The sequence below is a fragment of the Cohnella suwonensis genome (assembly GCF_042655365.1).
GTDB lineage: Bacteria > Bacillota > Bacilli > Paenibacillales > Paenibacillaceae > Cohnella > Cohnella suwonensis.
Map to the genome: position 1 here is coordinate 1 of NZ_JBHSMH010000021.1, position 16,337 is coordinate 16,337.

Here is a 16,337-nt window from a genome sequence, read left to right on the forward strand (position 1 = left end):
GGGATGTCGGATCGGTCGACCCCGAGAGTTACAAGGGTCATGGGTATGATTGCTTCATTATGGAAATCCGCCAAAAGTAAAAGGACCGGAGGCAAAGCCTCCGGTCTTTCTTAACCGTGCAAGAGGGGCGTCGATGAACGGTTATTCGTGTTCGAGATGCTGCAACGTCTGAATGAAAATTTGCTCGATGTGCGTATCGTCTAACGAATAATATACCATTTTGCCGCTTTTCCTTCGTTTGACCATGCGTATGTTGCGCAAATACCGAAGCTGGTGGGAAACGGCGGATTGACCCATGTCGAGCAAGACGGACAGATCGTGGACGCATAGCTCTTGACGCAGCAAGGCACCGATCAGCTTTACCCTTGTCGGGTCTCCGATCGCCTTAAATAGCTCTGCTAGTCGGGATGCGGATCGGTCGTTGATCATCTCCTGTTTGATCTCATGCAACGGTGCATTCGAATGGGTACAGTTTTCGCCGGATTGTTCAAATCTGATGATATCCATGATTTGGCTCCCTTGTCGCATTTGTAATGTTCTTTCATTATAACCGCGACAAGGTAATCGCGGAAATATGACGGGTTATGTTGCGTCATTTCCGCGATTCCGAGTTATTCACTTTAATATCAAGCGGCGATATCTGAGAATTCGCCGATACATCCTCTTATTATCCATTTTTTTGAAATGGCTCAGCATCGGACTTAAATTCGCTTCAATGATCCAGACGCGACCACGTGAGCTTAATCCCATATCGAAACCATAAATATACTTTTCCTTAAACAATTTGCTGAGTCTTGTAGCCGCACGTATAGCGACTTTATTCATTTTCGATCCTAATACTGTAGATGACGCATTTTTTAACGAAGATTTTCGGATGGCTCTTCTAAACGGCAGTACGGTTCCTTTGGATCTCTCAATGTTCGTGACGATATAACCTTCGCCTGCAACTTTGACTGCTTTTCCTGTTACTTTCCATGGATGAAGTTTACTTATGCGTTGTACGATGACCCGTATATCGAAAGGCCGGCCTTTGATTGTTGCGAGGGGAATACGCCGTTGTACGATGTATCTGCGATTGCCGATGTATCTATTCACCGCATCGTATAACCTTTCGTTTTCTTCCACGATTTCCTTCATGTACTCGTAGTGTATCTCGTATCGATCCCGGTTTACTTCAGATACCCGAATCACGCCGCGACCGCGTTTGCCGCCCATAGGCTTAAGTATAATATCGCGGTATTCTTTCAAAAAATCCATTAACGTTTTTTTCGTCATTTTTTTCGTATCCGGGAGGTGCCGTCTTAGTTTTCGGGATTTCTTCATGAACTTGTATTTTTTATATTTATTTTGCCTAATGGATATTCCCACCTATTATCCTCCTTTCTCCATACAGTGAATTTGACTGAGATAATTTTCCAGCAAAGTCGAGAAAGCTTCCATATCTTCGTAAGTGATGTCACCCATATTCGCGATTCTGAACGTTTTCAACTCTCCGATCTTTCCGGGATAAATCGTAAAGCCCCTATCGTAAAAATAATCATGCATGTCGTTAAAATCATAGTTGTTGCAGTCCGGTTCAACGATAGCGGTAATAATCTTCGAATGATGTTTATTATTCACTAGATACTTGAGCCCAAGCTCCGTAATTCGGTTGATTAACGTTTCCCATGACCTGCAGTAACGTCTATATCGTTGTTCGATGCCTTCTTGTTTAAGCTCATCAATCGCTTGTTTAAGCGCGTAAAGCGTTTGTACGGGCGGAGTGAAGCGCATTTGGCCGTTTATTGAAAAATATTGAAATTGAGCATATAAATTCAGGTAATAATTCCTTGGCTTTTGATGGCGGATGTTCTCCAATTTATTTTTATTTGCGATACAAATGGCGACTCCCGCCATACCCTGAATGTTTTTGTTGGAGCTTGCCGCCAAATAGCTGATATTCATGTCTTTCATCGACAAGGGAATGGCTGCGAACGAGCTCATGGCATCGACAATCATATCTATTTGATAATTGTCGCATATCTTTCCGATAGACGGGATGTCATTTAATAGTCCGGTTGTCGTTTCATGATGAACGACGGCAAGATGGGAGACCGTCCGCGGGCACGATCGAATAAAGAGTTCTAGAGCGGCCAAGTCGATGGCCGCGTCGGGAGCGCAATTAAATTCGAAGTAATCCAGGCCGTACGATTCCGCAATCTCGCACATTCTTTTCCCGTATGCGCCGTTATTGACGATAACCGCCGCTTCATCGTCAACCACGGAGCTAATAATCGATTCCACAGCCGCAGTGCCCGAACCGCCAAACAGCACCGTCGTGTATTCATTCGGATCGGCTATCAGACAGGTCAGTTCGTTAGAAACGTAAGCCATCAATTGGCCGAATTCCTTTTCCCTCGGACATATATCCGGTACCACCTGGGCGAATTTTACGCTGTCCGTCGTTGTCGCCGGTCCGGGATTGAGTAGAATATTACGTTTGACGGTTTGCAAGCGGCTGTCCTCCTTTATTCAAGGGTGGATATTTTTCAAAAATTTCATGAGTCGTTCCTTCACTTCATGGGGCTTGATTTGAGGTCGTCCAAGGTTCCGGTCAAGGCTTCTTGATATTTTCATGCAAATAAAAGTTAATCTTTTCGTCAGTTTCCATTCTTTTATCCGATATTCCAATTCATCTAAATGGTGTACATAAACAGATTTCTTGTAACCGCATGAAGCGGCAATATTCACGAAATTCACATTGTGCGAGACCGTACTTTGTCCTCCTGTCGAATCATGAGCGTTATTATCCAGAACGATATGCAGCAGGTTGGGAGGTCCGTAAAAGCCGTTTGTCGCCAGACTCCCCATGCGCATGAGCAGGGACCCGTCTCCGTCAATGACAACGGCGTCGGCATTCTTTTGGTTTAGTGCCAATCCAAGTCCGAATGAACTGATACAGCCCATGGAACCGACCATGTAAAAGTTGTTCGGGGCATCCTCAATTTCGTAGAGTTCGCGTCCCGTCTTGCCCGTCGTGGCCAATTGTACGGTCTTACCGTCTTTCAAGGCGTTAATGACCGTCAAGGCTTCACGCCTGGAAGGTAGCTGGTCAGGAGCATGCCTTTCGTCAGTTTCGTCATTCACATGCGAGGAACGCTTTTGCTTATGCAGCGGTTCGTTCTCGAACGTTCCTTTTCGTACAACGAAGAAAAACGATCGGTTACGGTCGATCCATTGCGCTGCAAGCGACAGTTGATGCTGCGCTTCCTCCATATCGGAAGATAAAACCATCCATTTCACCTGCATGTGCTCCAATAGGGGAATCGTGATTCGGCCCATCAGTTCATGCTGTGGCTCATCCTGCTTACCGGGTTCGCCCCGCAAGCTGACAAAGCCGAGCACCGGAACCCGGAAGGTGTAGTTGAGAGAAACTAAAGGGGAAACGGCATTCGTTAAACCTGAATTTTGCATGAGAACGACCGGTTTTTTCCCAGCGACGAACGCGCCTGACGCAATGGCCAACGCATCTCCTTCGTTCGCTGCCGCTACATAATCGCATTCGTTAATGGCATAGTTGATTAGATGCTTTAAAAATGAGCAAGGCACGCCTGTATAAAACGAAAACCCCAACTTTTGCAATTCCGATCCGAATCGTTTGGTGTGGATCATCAGCGACCACGATTACCGGAAGGGAGATATTTGCGTTCCGCTTCTTGCAGCTCTTCGGCCCTTTGCAGCCGAAAAACTTCTTCCAGGGAAACGATGTCCGACTCTGCATTCGCGATACTTTCTTCTTTGAAAATTCGTTCCGATATTTTCTGCATCGCAGCGATAGACGTCCGAAGGTTATGATTTGCCCAGATGGCAACGCTGATCCCCAAATCGACAAAGCGCCGTGTCGGCGTTTCGTAATATTTGGTAGGCACAACGACGACGGGAAGCCTGCCTTGCCATTCTTTCATAAACGATTCGATTTCCGATATATCCGATCGGCGACTATGAATAAGGACAGCGTCCACACCCGCTTGTCGGTATGCTTCGGCGCGCCGCAGCGTTTCCTCTAACCCCCAGCCCGCTATGAAAGATTCGACTCTTGCTACAACCATAAAATCATCGTCGGTTTGCGTGTCTTTCATGGCTTTGATTTTGCCGCAAAACTCGTCGATATCGGCAAGCGGCTGCGCCTGACCGTTAATAAAGGAGTTGGTTTTCGGGAACAGCTTATCTTCGATGCATACCCCTGCGATATTTCGCTGTTCCAGTTTTGTAACCAGACGTCTTGCATTATTGAAATTTCCGTAACCCGTATCTCCATCGAGCAAAATCGGAATGGACGTTGCATCGCTCATAAACTCCAAAACATCCAAAACTTGCGTCCAGGAAGCCTCGTTGTTGTCTCTAACGCCGAGACCAGCGGATATGGATAATCCGCTGGCCCAAATCCCTTTAAAACCGGTCTCTTCGACGATTTTTGCCGACAAGCCGTTGTGGGCTTCCATTAGAAACTCCAAGCTTTGGGAGTTGATTAGATGTTTTAATCGGGATGTTTTACCCATGTTTCAGCAGCCTCCATCCATCAAAAAGTCAGATCGGCTTTCTCGTGCCGATCGGCGGATTATTTCCTCCTTCGCTTTATCCTGTTCCTTCTTGCTAATCTTTTTGCGTATAGAAGGGGGGCCAAGTATATTTTTCTTCGTATTTTTGGTCCGTACGCCTTCGCTATAGAAACTTTTGCGGATTGAGCGTTGCATTCAATCAACCAAATTTTACCTTTTTTATCAACGGCAAAATCGATTCCGAGCTCTCCGAACTTCCCGTAACATTTTTCAACGCTTTTATAAACCAAGACTACAAAGTTTCTGATTTTTCCCTTCAAATCCTCAATTTCTTCTTTCGAGTATCCAGGGAACAAATCTTGCAACCGATCCTCCATTTTATAAGCGCTGGCATGGGTCGTAATGGGAGAATGACTTCGGCCGATCCGGATGGATATGCCGGAAATTTTAAGATTGCCTTTGCCGTTTCTTTGTAATTCGGCTCGAAAATCCACAGGTTGATGATCGCCTAACCGAATGAGATCGATAGCCTCTTGAACGATAAACTCCCGATTGCGAAAAAAACGTTTCATTACTTTTTTCAGGTCCTTAAAATGGTCGACTTTTCTCCTGACCAAACGGTCGATAACCGCATAACTGTATCTATAACCGCCCTCGGACCTTTTTACCGCGCGCATAACCTTAGTGCCTTTTCTGCCGTAGGTCGCTTTAATATACACGCTGCCCAGCCTTCGCACGTATTTTCTTACTTTGCTAAATCGATGAATGGTTTTGGTGTATGGTAAATAGGGTCGTATTTTCTCAACCCGTTTCAATTTGCGAAACAATTCGCTTTTGCTGAAACGAACCAAAGGATTGATTTTCGGGATACCCATTCTATCGAAACGTCTTACGGTACGCCGAACTCTTGCGCTTGAACCGCCGCGTACATACAGGACGTCAGGCCTCCGAATCCAACTTCTTACCCAACGTCCATTACGACTATTGAAGCGGATTCCTCTTATTCTTCTGCGTCTGAAATTCGCATTTCTCGCGGAGAAAAAGTGGAGCGTCGTTTTCGCGACTCGATTCGCTTTGGCAAGCTCACGCATACCTGTTGTTCTTACAAGTCGCCTTCCTACGATAACTCCGATAATCGGTCTTCTGAGACCGGAGGAGGATGCCATGGTGGTTACACCCCGCTTAATATATTTAAACAATCAGAAAGTATAAGTTTTCGAACTCGCGATTTTCTGCGGCCGATCCGGCAATTCATTGACGGAGATGACGTCCATCGTCTTTTTGCCCGGTTTTTTCCAGTACTTCTCGTTGTCCGGCAAATCATCGAACCAGGCGGCCTCTTTGGGACAATCAAGAATCATGAGTTTGCCGAATTCCCCGTCGCGCGACTGGTGGTACTTCAGATATGCTTTTCCTTTTTCGACGGCTAATATCTCAATTTTTCCCGAAGTATGGCTCATGCACAGCTTTACGCGTTTACCGAGGCCCGAAGTTATCGCTTTCGCTTCTTCCACGATACGATACACTTCTTCCAGCGAATGGACGAATCCGCGATTACCTGCTACAGGCCGATTAACGAAAAAATAATAGGGTGTAACTCCAGCCCACGATAATTTATCCATTAATTCGCCAAGTACGGCGGGGTCATCATTGATTCCTTTGAGAATCGGGGTTTGATTCACCACAATCGCTCCGGCATCGTATAATGCTTTAAAACATTTTTGGGCTTCGGGAGTGATCTCTCTCGGATGATTCACATGGGCCATGACGTAAATTCGCTTCTCTTTCGTGGAGTAGGTCCGGAACAATTGGAGAAGTTGTTCGTCTTCGTAAATTCGCATCGGGTTGAAAACAGGCATTTTCGATCCGATCCGAATGATCTTCACATGTTCCATTGCCCGCAGGCTTTCAATAATCCGGCTTAGTTTTTTCGTTGACAGGATTAACGGGTCGCCGCCCGTCAGCAGCACGTTGTTAATCTCGGTATGGGTAGAAATATAATCGAGACCGTCCTGAATATCCGGCATGGCTTCTTTTACGTCTTCACGAAACAGTCTTTTGCGAAAACAGAATCGGCAGTAGGAGCCGCATACCTCCGAAACGAGCAGTAAGGCCGTCGTCTTGTATTTGTGCTGGCATCCTTTCACGACATAGTTCGTGTCTTCATCGGAAGCATCCCATCGGCCGTATTCCTGAAGCTCGTCGTTACTTGGAATCACTAGCCGTCTTATAGGATCGTTCGGATCGGACCAATCGATCAGCTTTACATAATAATCGTTAAGCCGAAAAACGAATTTATCAATAACCTGCCGTAAGGAACGTTTCTCATCTTCGGTTAGTTCGGGTAGGCTTCCTATGTCCGTGATATATTTTACCGGCATGGCCCTTTGATCCTCCAATCCATAGGTCTCAAGACGTGCAATCCCATCACCCTTTCGAGTTTTATATCTTAGAAAATGCATCATTCGTCCAATAAGTGTTGGCAGACGCGGAGTGGGCGAAAAAAAATACAATCAGATGATTTTTTTTAAGCTGCCGACATACTGATCGATCATTTTTGATTTTGGCATCGCGTTTCTTATTTTTTGGCGGCATTTGTGCAATCGAATCGCTCGAACAAGCGGATAAGGAACGTGAAGCAGAGCAAACAGCAAATGCCTGTCTCCGCTGCTTAACGGCCTTGTACGATCGTAATGCTCGATCCATCGCAGCGTTTCGTCGCCCTTCCAAGCGACATTTCGATGCAGGATATGGGCAAGGTCCGCCATTCTTACCTGGTGAGACGTGTTCTCAAAATCAATCAGATGAATGAATCGCCGCCGATCGAAGACCAGATTGGGATAATTGTAATCTCCGTGTACAAAGGCGCGCACGGACTCTTCATATTTGATCGCTTCCAAGCTTTCCGGCTCACTCAAATAGCGAATGGCATCATCGCAAAGTGAAACGCAAGCGCTCATATTTTCTACCGATGGATACTCAAGCATATTTTTGCGGTAATCCGCGATAATGTTAGGCAACTTTGCGAATCGGTTCCTTTCCGGCGGCACGTCGCGGATCTCCATGCGTTCGGCGTGGCGGTGGAAATCGGCGAGCATCCGGATCGCTTTGCGCCACTCTAACCGGTCACCCAAATTCGGTGCTCTTCCCCGTACCCAATTGGTGATCATAAATGCTTTTTCTTTTCTCATCGTCCAAAGCGCTTGGTCTCGTGTCGGTATGATCCGGGGACCGTAACGAAATCCCGTCTCGGCAAGATGAATCATCACCTGCGCGATAAAGCGTACTTCCGGTTCAGGGATCGGATAGCTTTTGATGCAAAGCACGCGGCCCCTCGTCGTCAGCAGCCGATACACATCACGAACTTTGGTCATGTTTCGGATCGCCAGAGGAAAGGCGGCTTCAATGTGATCGTTCAGCGTCAATACCGGTCGCCTCCTCTTCCGGGATGAAAGGCGTATCATTAACCGGGGAACGCGGCTGCCGACTAGCCCACGCATCCAACCAACGAATCGCTTCCAAACGCTTAGACCAGGTTTCCATCAACACGTTAAACATGTCCGTACGTATGCCTGACCGAATTTGCTCGGCGACAATCCATGCTTCGCGCGGCAATCGACACAGGGAGGTTATGATAAGTCGTTCTTCCGGCATTAACGGGTAATGTTTCTCGTAACCGTTAAGAAGCGCCTTCATGTATGGCACCGAAAAAGCCGCAACATTATTTAACGTTTTGGCGACTTCGTAATAAGCCGAGCCGCGTCTTGCACGTTCCCAGTCCACCAAGTAAACACCGTCTGTATGAACGATGACGTTCGGACTTGTTACATCGCCATGGATGATCGAAGTTTTTTCCTTCCGTATGATCCGCTTAACGTCATGTTGCTTTAAGGTGTTCCACGCTTCTTCGGCCATGGAAAGGCATTGATCTCCCCGCTCCCTAAACCAACTGCCGCTCTCGTTTCTATTCTTTTGTATAATCCGCAAATGCCGCGCAAATGCCCGATGCCGCTTCCGAAAGCGATGGATTTCCGCCTTCGAGAAGGAAGGGCGGACAGACGACCGCCGGCGTGAGATCAGATGAAGCCGTGCCAGTACTTCACCCAGCCTCTCATAATCCTGCGGGTCTTCTCCCAATGGGGTACCTTCCATCCACTCCGTTACATAATAAATCCGTCTGTTTTTTGTAATCCAATGCTTTCCGTTAGCCGCCCTGTGCCACTGAGGCATGCTATCGAAACCGTGTTTTTTTAACCATGCAAGTTGTGAATAAACCCGATTGAGAAGGCTCTGCCGGCCTTTATAGGGTTTTAGCAAAAAAGAGCCCTTATCGGTAAACGCGCGATATGCTGCTCTTTTTTTATAAAGGGAGCGGCAAGCATGGATTTTATAAGTACGCAAGCCATATTGCTGTAAAATCGAACTCAACCGTTGCGACGGCCTTGGATGGGTCATGGCTGAAACTCCTCCCGTTCATCAACGCTCGGGACATTTACCCAAATATCGCTCCTTTACTGGAATGAAAGCAATATATGAATTAACGATAGGAAAAGATTGGACTTTGTTACGGGGTAAGTAACGTCTTACTCCTCCCGCCATATAATAAACAAGGACAATCGACTATTAGATTCACCATCTACGGGGGTATCGTGAAGGGGATGAGTTAATGGCTGGCAACGTGTTCGGCGAAAGGATTCAGATTACGACATTCGGCGAATCCCATGGAGAAGCGGTCGGCGTGATCGTTGATGGCGTTACTCCTGGAGTGGAAATAGACGAGGCATATATTCAGGTACAAATGGACCGGAGGAAACCCGGACAATCGACAGTTACTTCCCCGCGAAAAGAATATGACAAGGTCAATATATTGTCCGGGCTATTTGAAGGTAAAACAACGGGTACTCCCCTATTTATTATCTTATTTAACAAGGACATGAGACCGGAAGATTATGATGAGATCAAACATTCTTTTCGACCCGGTCATGCAGACTTCACGTACTTAAAGAAATATGGTTTACGCGACCATAGAGGAAGCGGCAGAGCCTCCGGCAGAGAAACGGCTGCCAGAGTAGCGGCAGGGGCCGTTGCGCGCAAACTGCTCGAACAAAGAGGCGTATCCGTTATAGCCTATACGACTGAAATCGGCGGGATTCAATGCCGCAACTACGTAGAGGGTTCTATTGAAGCTAATCCCGTAAGGGCTTGCGATCCTGAAGCGGCTGCCAAGATGATTGAAAAAATTGAATCTTTGGCATCGGTTGGAGACAGTTGCGGCGGGATCGTGGAGTGTAAACTGCGAGGCGTTAATCCAGGATTAGGGGAGCCCGTTTTCGATAAACTCGATGCAGAGATAGCAAAGGCTATGTTATCCATCGGGGCAATAAAAGGGATTGAATTCGGCGCCGGGTTTGCTGCGGCTAAAATGTTGGGGAGCGAACATAATGATCAAATGAATGCAGATGGTTTTATAAGCAATCATTCGGGCGGGATTATTGGAGGAATCAGTACGGGAGCCGATATTGTCTTTCGGGTTGCCGTAAAACCGGCATCCTCAATCTCGATTCCCCAGCATACGGTCCATGTTAATGGAGAAGAGCAAGTTATTGTTACAAAAGGAAGACACGATCCTTGCATCTGCCCTAGAATAGTACCTGTCGTAGAAGCGATGGCTTGTCTTGTTATCGAGGACCATTTTAAACGTCAAGCAGCGATGCTTCATTAGTTATTGGAATGTATCGGACGCGGCAGAAATAATATTAATCAATCCGGTATAGAGATGAGGCTTGATATGTCTGGTTTCGCAGAGAAGTTCATCGATAATCCGTATGCCGTCTTCAGGGCGGCCAGGCAGAGGCACCCCGTGTTATGGCAGAATTTTTTCGGCTTACCGATGTGGCTGGTGACCGGCTATAAAGAGGCGGAGGCGCTCCTGAAAGACGCGCGCTTTATTCGCGAAGTCAAGAAAGCCGATACGTCCGGTCACCAGCCGGTTCATCCGGAGAACACCCCGCCGCCTGAAGTCGGGCTTATGCGTAACATGATGCTGTTCCGCGACGCGCCGGATCACACAAGACTACGCAATCTGGTGAACAAAGCGTTCACTCCGCGAATGGTTCAGAGGTTGAGCCCCATTATCGAGAGTATTGCAGACCAACTGCTGGATGAGTGCCGCGCAAGCCCGCAGCATGAGCTGATCCGTGATTTTTCGCACCTGCTTCCGGCATTTGTAATCGCAGAGCTGCTCGGCGTGCCGAAGGAAGACCAGGGTTTCTTCCGGAATTGGTCGAACGCGTTCTTCCGGTTTATCGACTTTAATCCGTCTATGGAAGAACTGGAGAGCAATACCAGAGATATCGAGGATGCAAAACGATACTTCGAGGCACTGATAGAAACCAGACGGTCGCATCCCCGGGACGATCTGATCAGTCGGCTGATTGAAGCCAAAGAAAAGTATGATCAGCTAAATACGGAAGAGATGGTCGCCACCTGTCTGCTGCTAGTGTTCGCCGGGCATGAAACTACGGGCAATCTGATAACGAACGGATATAAACTGCTCCTGGATCACCCCGGGATGTACGATATGCTGCGCGGCAACGCTGTTTTGGCTCCCGCTGCGGTGGAAGAAACGCTGCGCTATGAACCGCCGATTCTGATGGTCTACCGGGTCGTGAGCGATGATCTCGTGTTTGCCGGTCAATCCATGCAGCAAGGTCAGGTCGTCATGATCGCGCTCGCCGGCGCGAACCGCGACCCCTCGGTCATGAGTCAGCCTGAGGATTTCAATATCGTTCGTTCCGATTGCAAGCATTTGTCATTCGCATCGGGCCCGCATTACTGTCTGGGAGCTCCGCTGGCTAGGCTGGAAGGCGAAATTGCCCTCCGGAAGCTGGTGGCACGCTTGGAAAAACCGGAAATTATCGGTCAGCCCCGATGGAAACAATCCATCGTTTTTCGCGGTTATGAAACGCTTCATATCCGTGCTGAGGTCGTGTAACGTCAAGGGATTCAGACCATTGGCAATTAGGAAGGCATGAAGAGCATACGGTTCCGTATGCCCTCAGCCTTCTTTTATTAGATTCACCTTCAACGGGGGGGTGTCATGGATTGAATCACGGTACAATCATTTTTGTTCCGACGAATGGCAGCGGTTTGGGTCATTTAACCAGGTCGCTCGCTTTAGCGAGGCGGATGAAAAAGCTCGACAAAAAATTGGAAATTATTTTTCTCAGTACGAGCCCTGCCATGCACCTTATTATGAGAGAGGGATTTTTAGGCTATTATCACCCTGCAAAAAGCGCCTTTTTGCAAAATATAACTATCGCGCAATGGAATGAACTATTGGGAAAACAATTATCTACGATATTACGGATACATCGTCCGAATATGCTGGTCTTCGACGGCGCATTTCCATATGATGGCATTCTATCGTCTTTCGATGAAGACGACTCCTTGAAAAAAATATGGATCAGAAGGACTCAAAATAAGATAGGGCCGGACGAGCAAACCCGGAATCATTATAACATGTTCGACAAAATCGTCGTTCCGGGCGAGGCGGGAAGCGCATTAAGAAAAGGAAACGATGAAATCCATTACTGTGAACCCGTTATTTATTTGGATAGATCCGAGCTGCTATCCAGAGAAGCGGTACGCAATGAATGGCGGGTAAAGCAAGACGAGAAGCTGGTCTATATCCAACTGGGTGCAGGTAATATTAACGACATCCATCCCGTAATCTCAATGTTGCTAAAAGTATTAAAGAGAAGAAGAGAGATCAGGATCGTACTCGGCGAGTCGATTATTGGAAAAAGATTGGGCTTTCACAATAAAAATGCGATGATTCTGCGCGATTATCCGAACTCGATTTACTTTAACGCCTTCGATTTGGCTATATCCGCCTCCGGTTACAATACTTTTCATGAGTTAATGTATTTTGGCGTGCCCACCATTTTTGTTCCCAATGAAAATACCGGGCGCGACGATCAGGTGGAGAGAGCGATTAATGCATCTAAAGCAGGCGCGGGAATTTGTTTGAAAAATCCGGACTACGATGATTTTGCTCAAGCTATGGAAATAGGTCTGGACCCGAGCATCAATCAGAGAATGAGAAAAGCGGCTATGCAACTTATTTCCAGGAACGGAGCCGATGATATCGCGCAGCTATTGCTTTATTACCTCTGAGCGCGGTAGGTTTCCAAGGCCTCCATCAAATCGGTGGAATATTGTTGATATTCGTGACTGGATCGGTATTGACCCAAATCCCAACTCTCAGCCTGCCGCTCCTCTTCGGCATTCATAACTTTCAGGTATTTCTTGATTTGCGTTTGGACTTGGGCGCGATATTTCGCAGGCAAAAGGTTAATCGAAGGACTGTACCACTTTTCCATCCACCTCACTTGAAGTTTATCGCCTCTTGTTCTTTTCTTCAATTTGTTCATAATCGGGTGATCCCCATCATAATGGGCGGTAATATAAGCGATGATATTTTCCGAGTGTATTGGAAATTTGGTCAGGTGCATTTCGACAGAGGAAAGGCTGAATAATCGATCAAGTTCGGCATTGCTTGGTTTTGTCCTTTCCAATGCCCTTTCCAGCAATCCTTTCCTGAAGCATTTCCAACATTCGCCGCAAGCCCCGTTACCGTTCCCGCGCATACAGGATCGAGCAATCGAACGATACCGCGAATTCAAGACGATGAGGGAGGTACCTACCTCGCAAATTCCTCCTGTTACCTGGTTAAACGGCATGCCCACCAGCTCAAAAAGCTTTCCCCAGCGATTAAAATGAAGTCTTTGCGCATAGTCGGCATACTTTAGGTTTCCAATCTGATAAGTCGAATCCATCACCGTGCCCCAAGCCACGCTGTCAAGCCCAACATAATCCGATAACAGCAGAGCAGGAACCGCGTTCGCTACATCAACCGGAAATCCCACGGGGTCTCTTACATATTCCAGATCGGTCTTGATCGTATATACGGATCGACCTTCTTTCCGCAAGAAGCGGCAGGCATACAAGGCCGCTTCTTTGTTATAGAGCGTTTGTTGGTTCATAGGCGTAATTCTTTCCAAGAAGATGCTGCAGGCGTTCGGCGGCAGCAGCATTAAAGCGGCAGTAGAATCGACTCCGCCGCTATAGGCCAGGGCAGGGGAGGAACGGTTGGGTACCTGTCTCGGAATTAAATATGGATCTACAGGTAAAATCTCCTTTTTCGTGGTGCGTTTAAAATGGTCATGGAAGGGTTGACTGACACCCTGGGGCACTACGATTTTGGAACCGGCGAACGGATAGATAATCAAAATAGCCGCTAATGCCAGCACATCGGGATGAACCTTGCCAATATCCCAATCGGCAGGCATGTGTATAACGCACGACTGTTTTGCCATTCTAACCTCAACGCCAGATTGGTAGTCCGGCTGCGAACTAAAACGATATTCCAACACTCCTTTTTCAGCCCGATAGTTTATTTTCACGATAAACCTCCATGAAAGCTTTATTTTTCACGTCCGGCGGGTATAACGAAGAATTTCTTTAATGAGACCTTTCGCGGATAATGCCCCGTCTCCGGCATTAATACGTTTCGCCAGCACTTGATTGGGATAGTTCATTCCTCTTGAGACCGTAAAAAACAATTCAATGCCTAATTTTTGGCAAATTTTTATTACGTTGTCATTATATGAGCCAAAGGGAAAACTTAATATTCTCGTGTGTTCGCCAAGTTCTTCGTTTATTCTCTTATCCGCTAATAAAAGATCCTCAATAATTCGTCGTTCATATTCGATTTCGGTTTCAAGTCGACCTTCTTTTTCCAGAAATAGAGGGTTGGTAAGCATCCTTTTGTCTTCTCCATAATTTGTATTGCGATGAAGGTTGTAGGTGTGACTGAAAAAATCGAATCCATGCTGCTTCATCTCGCGCATTTGATCCCAGGTAATGCCGCGATCGGCATCGATTCTTTGGCCCACGATAAAATTCGTCGCGGAAAGAGACCTTTTTTTAAGTTCGGGATAAGCGTAAGTGAAGAAGCTTTTTTCCCCGTCGTCAAAGGTGATGACCAACGCATTTGGCGGGATGTCTTGTCCTTCCTTCATGAATGCCGCGAAACGAGCCATATTGATAATTTGAAAGCCCCATTCTTCCAAGGCATCCAGATGCTCGCTGAATAGGTGAGGAGTGAGACTGTAGGGCGATATCGATTGGTCGTTTGGATTGATATCGTGATAGGTTAGAACGATTGCACCTTTTTCATAGTAAGTTTTTGTTGCTCTTCGAGATTGGGACACCATGCATCCTCCCTTCCGTTTTTTAACTATATGCCGCGAGCGTCGAATGCATATGGGATGAAGTCCATACTGACGGTTAAACACGCTCCTGCCTAATTTCCTTAATCAATTATTTTATTCTGACCAAAAAGAGCAAACTCCCATATTGTGTATAAGATCATTTGGTGAAAGGGGATTAGGATGAGCCTTAGCAGCATGGATCCGGCTCATACAAACACATCCATGATCTCGATCATCGGAATGGGATTTGTAGGTCTGCCGCTGGCAATGCTCCTGGTACACAAGGGCTTTCATGTAGTTGGAATAGATCTCGATCACGCCAAAATCGAAAACATCAATCGAGGGATAAGCGGTAATCCGGATATTGACAACAGTCAATTGAGCGGAATGATATCCTCCGGTCACTTAACAGCTTCCGCAGATTACGACGGGGTAAAAGATGCGAACATTATCATTATTTGTGTACCTACGCCGATTGGAACGGACCATAATCCCGATTTAATCTACCTTAAGAGCGTTGGAAGGGCACTTTCATTCCGGATTAAAAAAGGGCAGCTAATCATCCTGGAAAGTTCAAGCTTCCCCGGAACGACAAGAGAAGTGCTTTTGCCTCTGCTTGAAGCAAGCGGATTAAACGCGGGGCGTGATTTTCATTTGGCTTATTCTCCCGAACGAATCGATCCGGGCAACAAGATACATGCGCTGGATCAAATCCCCAAGCTTGTAGGCGGGCTTACCGAGGACTGCGTAAATGGCGTTGTTCAATTTTACAGTCGTGTTTTTCAGCAAGTCGTGAAAGTATCTTCTCCCGAAGTCGCGGAACTGTCCAAGCTTCTGGAAAACACCTACCGGTTTGTTAATATCTCGTTTATGAATGAATTCGCGCAGTTGTGCGACAGGTTGAACATTGATGTATGGGAAGTCATCGAAGCAGCCGATACCAAGCCTTACGGTTTTCATGCTTTCTATCCTGGACCTGGCGCTGGAGGCCACTGCATACCGGTAGATCCCCTATATTTGCAATGGAAACTCAATCAAAGCGGTTTCCAAAGCGAGTTCATTACGCTTGCGCATACCGTTAACGGGAACATTCCGGCCTACATCGTAGATCAAATCAAAATGCACTTATCTCGCAGTACGGATTTAAGCGGAACGAGTATCATGATATACGGCGTCGCCTATAAGAAAAATACGGCAGACATCAGGGAGTCGGCCGCATTATCAGTCATTCGAGCGTTACTGGGCGAAGGCGCTTCGATCTATTACCATGATCCGCACGTACCTGAATTTACGGTCGACGGCCATAAGTTTGTAAGCAAGTTATTAACGGATGACTTGTTGGTAAAGACAGACTGCATGTTGATCCTTACGGATCATTCCGATATTCCCATTGAACGAATATTGGAATATGCAAAGTTCGTCTACGATACCCGGAATATTACGAAGAACAGGATCGGAAAGGCCGAAGTGATTCGATTGGGCGGGGGAACTCATTCGTATATCGAGCATTAATATGAAGAGG

The 16,337-nt window shown here is 46.8% G+C and carries 15 protein-coding genes; 4 read left to right on the forward strand and 11 right to left on the reverse strand.

Annotated elements, in window-relative coordinates:
- Positions 1 to 141: 141 nt before the first annotated feature.
- From ACFPPD_RS08715 to ACFPPD_RS08755, 9 genes are all read right to left on the reverse strand, one after another.
- Entirely contained in the window at positions 142 to 507 is a 366-nt protein-coding gene (locus tag ACFPPD_RS08715) for an ArsR/SmtB family transcription factor (protein WP_209750327.1), read from the reverse strand.
- 108 nt (positions 508 to 615) lie between these two features.
- Positions 616 to 1,368 (reverse strand): YheC/YheD family protein, encoded by a 753-nt coding sequence (locus ACFPPD_RS08720; RefSeq protein ID WP_378081888.1) that lies wholly within the window; start codon positions 1,366 to 1,368, stop codon positions 616 to 618.
- Between the two features lie 3 nt (positions 1,369 to 1,371).
- Positions 1,372 to 2,493 (reverse strand): 2-aminoethylphosphonate aminotransferase, encoded by a 1,122-nt coding sequence (locus tag ACFPPD_RS08725; protein WP_209750325.1) that lies wholly within the window; start codon positions 2,491 to 2,493, stop codon positions 1,372 to 1,374.
- Positions 2,494 to 2,511: 18 nt separating this feature from the next.
- Positions 2,512 to 3,651, reverse strand: coding sequence for a phosphonopyruvate decarboxylase (gene aepY, locus ACFPPD_RS08730; RefSeq protein WP_209750323.1), 1,140 nt, complete (start codon positions 3,649 to 3,651; stop codon positions 2,512 to 2,514).
- Positions 3,651 to 4,538, reverse strand: coding sequence for a phosphoenolpyruvate mutase (gene aepX / locus ACFPPD_RS08735; protein ID WP_209750321.1), 888 nt, complete (start codon positions 4,536 to 4,538; stop codon positions 3,651 to 3,653). The genes aepY and aepX overlap by 1 nt, the downstream gene beginning before the upstream one ends.
- Positions 4,539 to 4,597: 59 nt before the next feature.
- Positions 4,598 to 5,413, reverse strand: coding sequence for a YheC/YheD family protein (locus ACFPPD_RS08740; RefSeq protein WP_209750319.1), 816 nt, complete (start codon positions 5,411 to 5,413; stop codon positions 4,598 to 4,600).
- A gap of 324 nt (positions 5,414 to 5,737) precedes the next feature.
- On the reverse strand, positions 5,738 to 6,919 hold the full coding sequence (locus ACFPPD_RS08745; protein ID WP_209750335.1) for a KamA family radical SAM protein: 1,182 nt from the start codon (positions 6,917 to 6,919) through the stop codon (positions 5,738 to 5,740).
- 132 nt (positions 6,920 to 7,051) lie between these two features.
- The gene (locus ACFPPD_RS08750) at positions 7,052 to 7,963 is read right to left on the reverse strand and encodes a phosphotransferase (protein WP_209750317.1); all 912 of its coding nucleotides are present in this window, start codon (positions 7,961 to 7,963) and stop codon (positions 7,052 to 7,054) included.
- A complete protein-coding gene (locus tag ACFPPD_RS08755; RefSeq protein ID WP_209750316.1) occupies positions 7,941 to 8,993 on the reverse strand; it encodes a phosphotransferase in 1,053 nt (350 codons plus the stop codon). Before ACFPPD_RS08755 ends, ACFPPD_RS08750 begins: the two co-directional genes overlap by 23 nt.
- Before the next feature lie 211 nt (positions 8,994 to 9,204).
- On the opposite strand from ACFPPD_RS08755, the gene aroC reads away from it, so the two are divergent.
- From aroC to ACFPPD_RS08770, 3 genes are all read left to right on the forward strand, one after another.
- Complete coding sequence (gene aroC, locus ACFPPD_RS08760) at positions 9,205 to 10,260, forward strand: chorismate synthase (protein WP_209750314.1); 1,056 nt, start codon at positions 9,205 to 9,207, stop codon at positions 10,258 to 10,260.
- A 66-nt stretch (positions 10,261 to 10,326) separates the two neighbouring features.
- On the forward strand, positions 10,327 to 11,532 hold the full coding sequence (locus ACFPPD_RS08765) for a cytochrome P450 (protein WP_209750313.1): 1,206 nt from the start codon (positions 10,327 to 10,329) through the stop codon (positions 11,530 to 11,532).
- Between the two features lie 110 nt (positions 11,533 to 11,642).
- Positions 11,643 to 12,716, forward strand: a complete 1,074-nt coding sequence (locus ACFPPD_RS08770) for a glycosyltransferase (RefSeq protein WP_209750312.1) — start codon at positions 11,643 to 11,645, stop codon at positions 12,714 to 12,716.
- Here the strand turns inward: ACFPPD_RS08770 and ACFPPD_RS08775 are convergent.
- Entirely contained in the window at positions 12,707 to 14,005 is a 1,299-nt protein-coding gene (locus ACFPPD_RS08775; RefSeq protein WP_209750311.1) for a DUF6395 domain-containing protein, read from the reverse strand. The genes ACFPPD_RS08770 and ACFPPD_RS08775 overlap by 10 nt on opposite strands.
- 27 nt (positions 14,006 to 14,032) lie before the next feature.
- Positions 14,033 to 14,815 carry a polysaccharide deacetylase family protein gene (locus ACFPPD_RS08780; protein WP_209750310.1) on the reverse strand — a complete coding sequence of 261 codons (783 nt, stop codon included), beginning with the start codon at positions 14,813 to 14,815 and terminating at the stop codon, positions 14,033 to 14,035.
- A gap of 180 nt (positions 14,816 to 14,995) precedes the next feature.
- Here ACFPPD_RS08780 and ACFPPD_RS08785 point away from each other — a divergent pair, with 180 nt between their 5' ends.
- A complete protein-coding gene (locus tag ACFPPD_RS08785) occupies positions 14,996 to 16,327 on the forward strand; it encodes a nucleotide sugar dehydrogenase (protein ID WP_378081896.1) in 1,332 nt (443 codons plus the stop codon).
- The last annotated feature ends 10 nt before the right edge of the window (positions 16,328 to 16,337 follow it).

Bases quoted from the DNA above. Each gene is read 5' to 3' on its own strand.
- ACFPPD_RS08715 (WP_209750327.1), bottom strand. From the start codon at position 507: ATGGATATCATCAGATTTGAACAATCCGGCGAAAACTGTACCCATTCG.
- aepY (WP_209750323.1), bottom strand. From the start codon at position 3,651: ATGATCCACACCAAACGATTCGGATCGGAATTGCAAAAGTTGGGGTTT.
- aepX (WP_209750321.1), bottom strand. From the start codon at position 4,538: ATGGGTAAAACATCCCGATTAAAACATCTAATCAACTCCCAAAGCTTG.
- ACFPPD_RS08740 (WP_209750319.1), bottom strand. From the start codon at position 5,413: ATGGGTATCCCGAAAATCAATCCTTTGGTTCGTTTCAGCAAAAGCGAA.
- ACFPPD_RS08745 (WP_209750335.1), bottom strand. From the start codon at position 6,919: ATGCCGGTAAAATATATCACGGACATAGGAAGCCTACCCGAACTAACC.
- ACFPPD_RS08755 (WP_209750316.1), bottom strand. From the start codon at position 8,993: ATGACCCATCCAAGGCCGTCGCAACGGTTGAGTTCGATTTTACAGCAA.
- aroC (WP_209750314.1), top strand. From the start codon at position 9,205: ATGGCTGGCAACGTGTTCGGCGAAAGGATTCAGATTACGACATTCGGC.
- ACFPPD_RS08765 (WP_209750313.1), top strand. From the start codon at position 10,327: ATGTCTGGTTTCGCAGAGAAGTTCATCGATAATCCGTATGCCGTCTTC.
- ACFPPD_RS08785 (WP_378081896.1), top strand. From the start codon at position 14,996: ATGAGCCTTAGCAGCATGGATCCGGCTCATACAAACACATCCATGATC.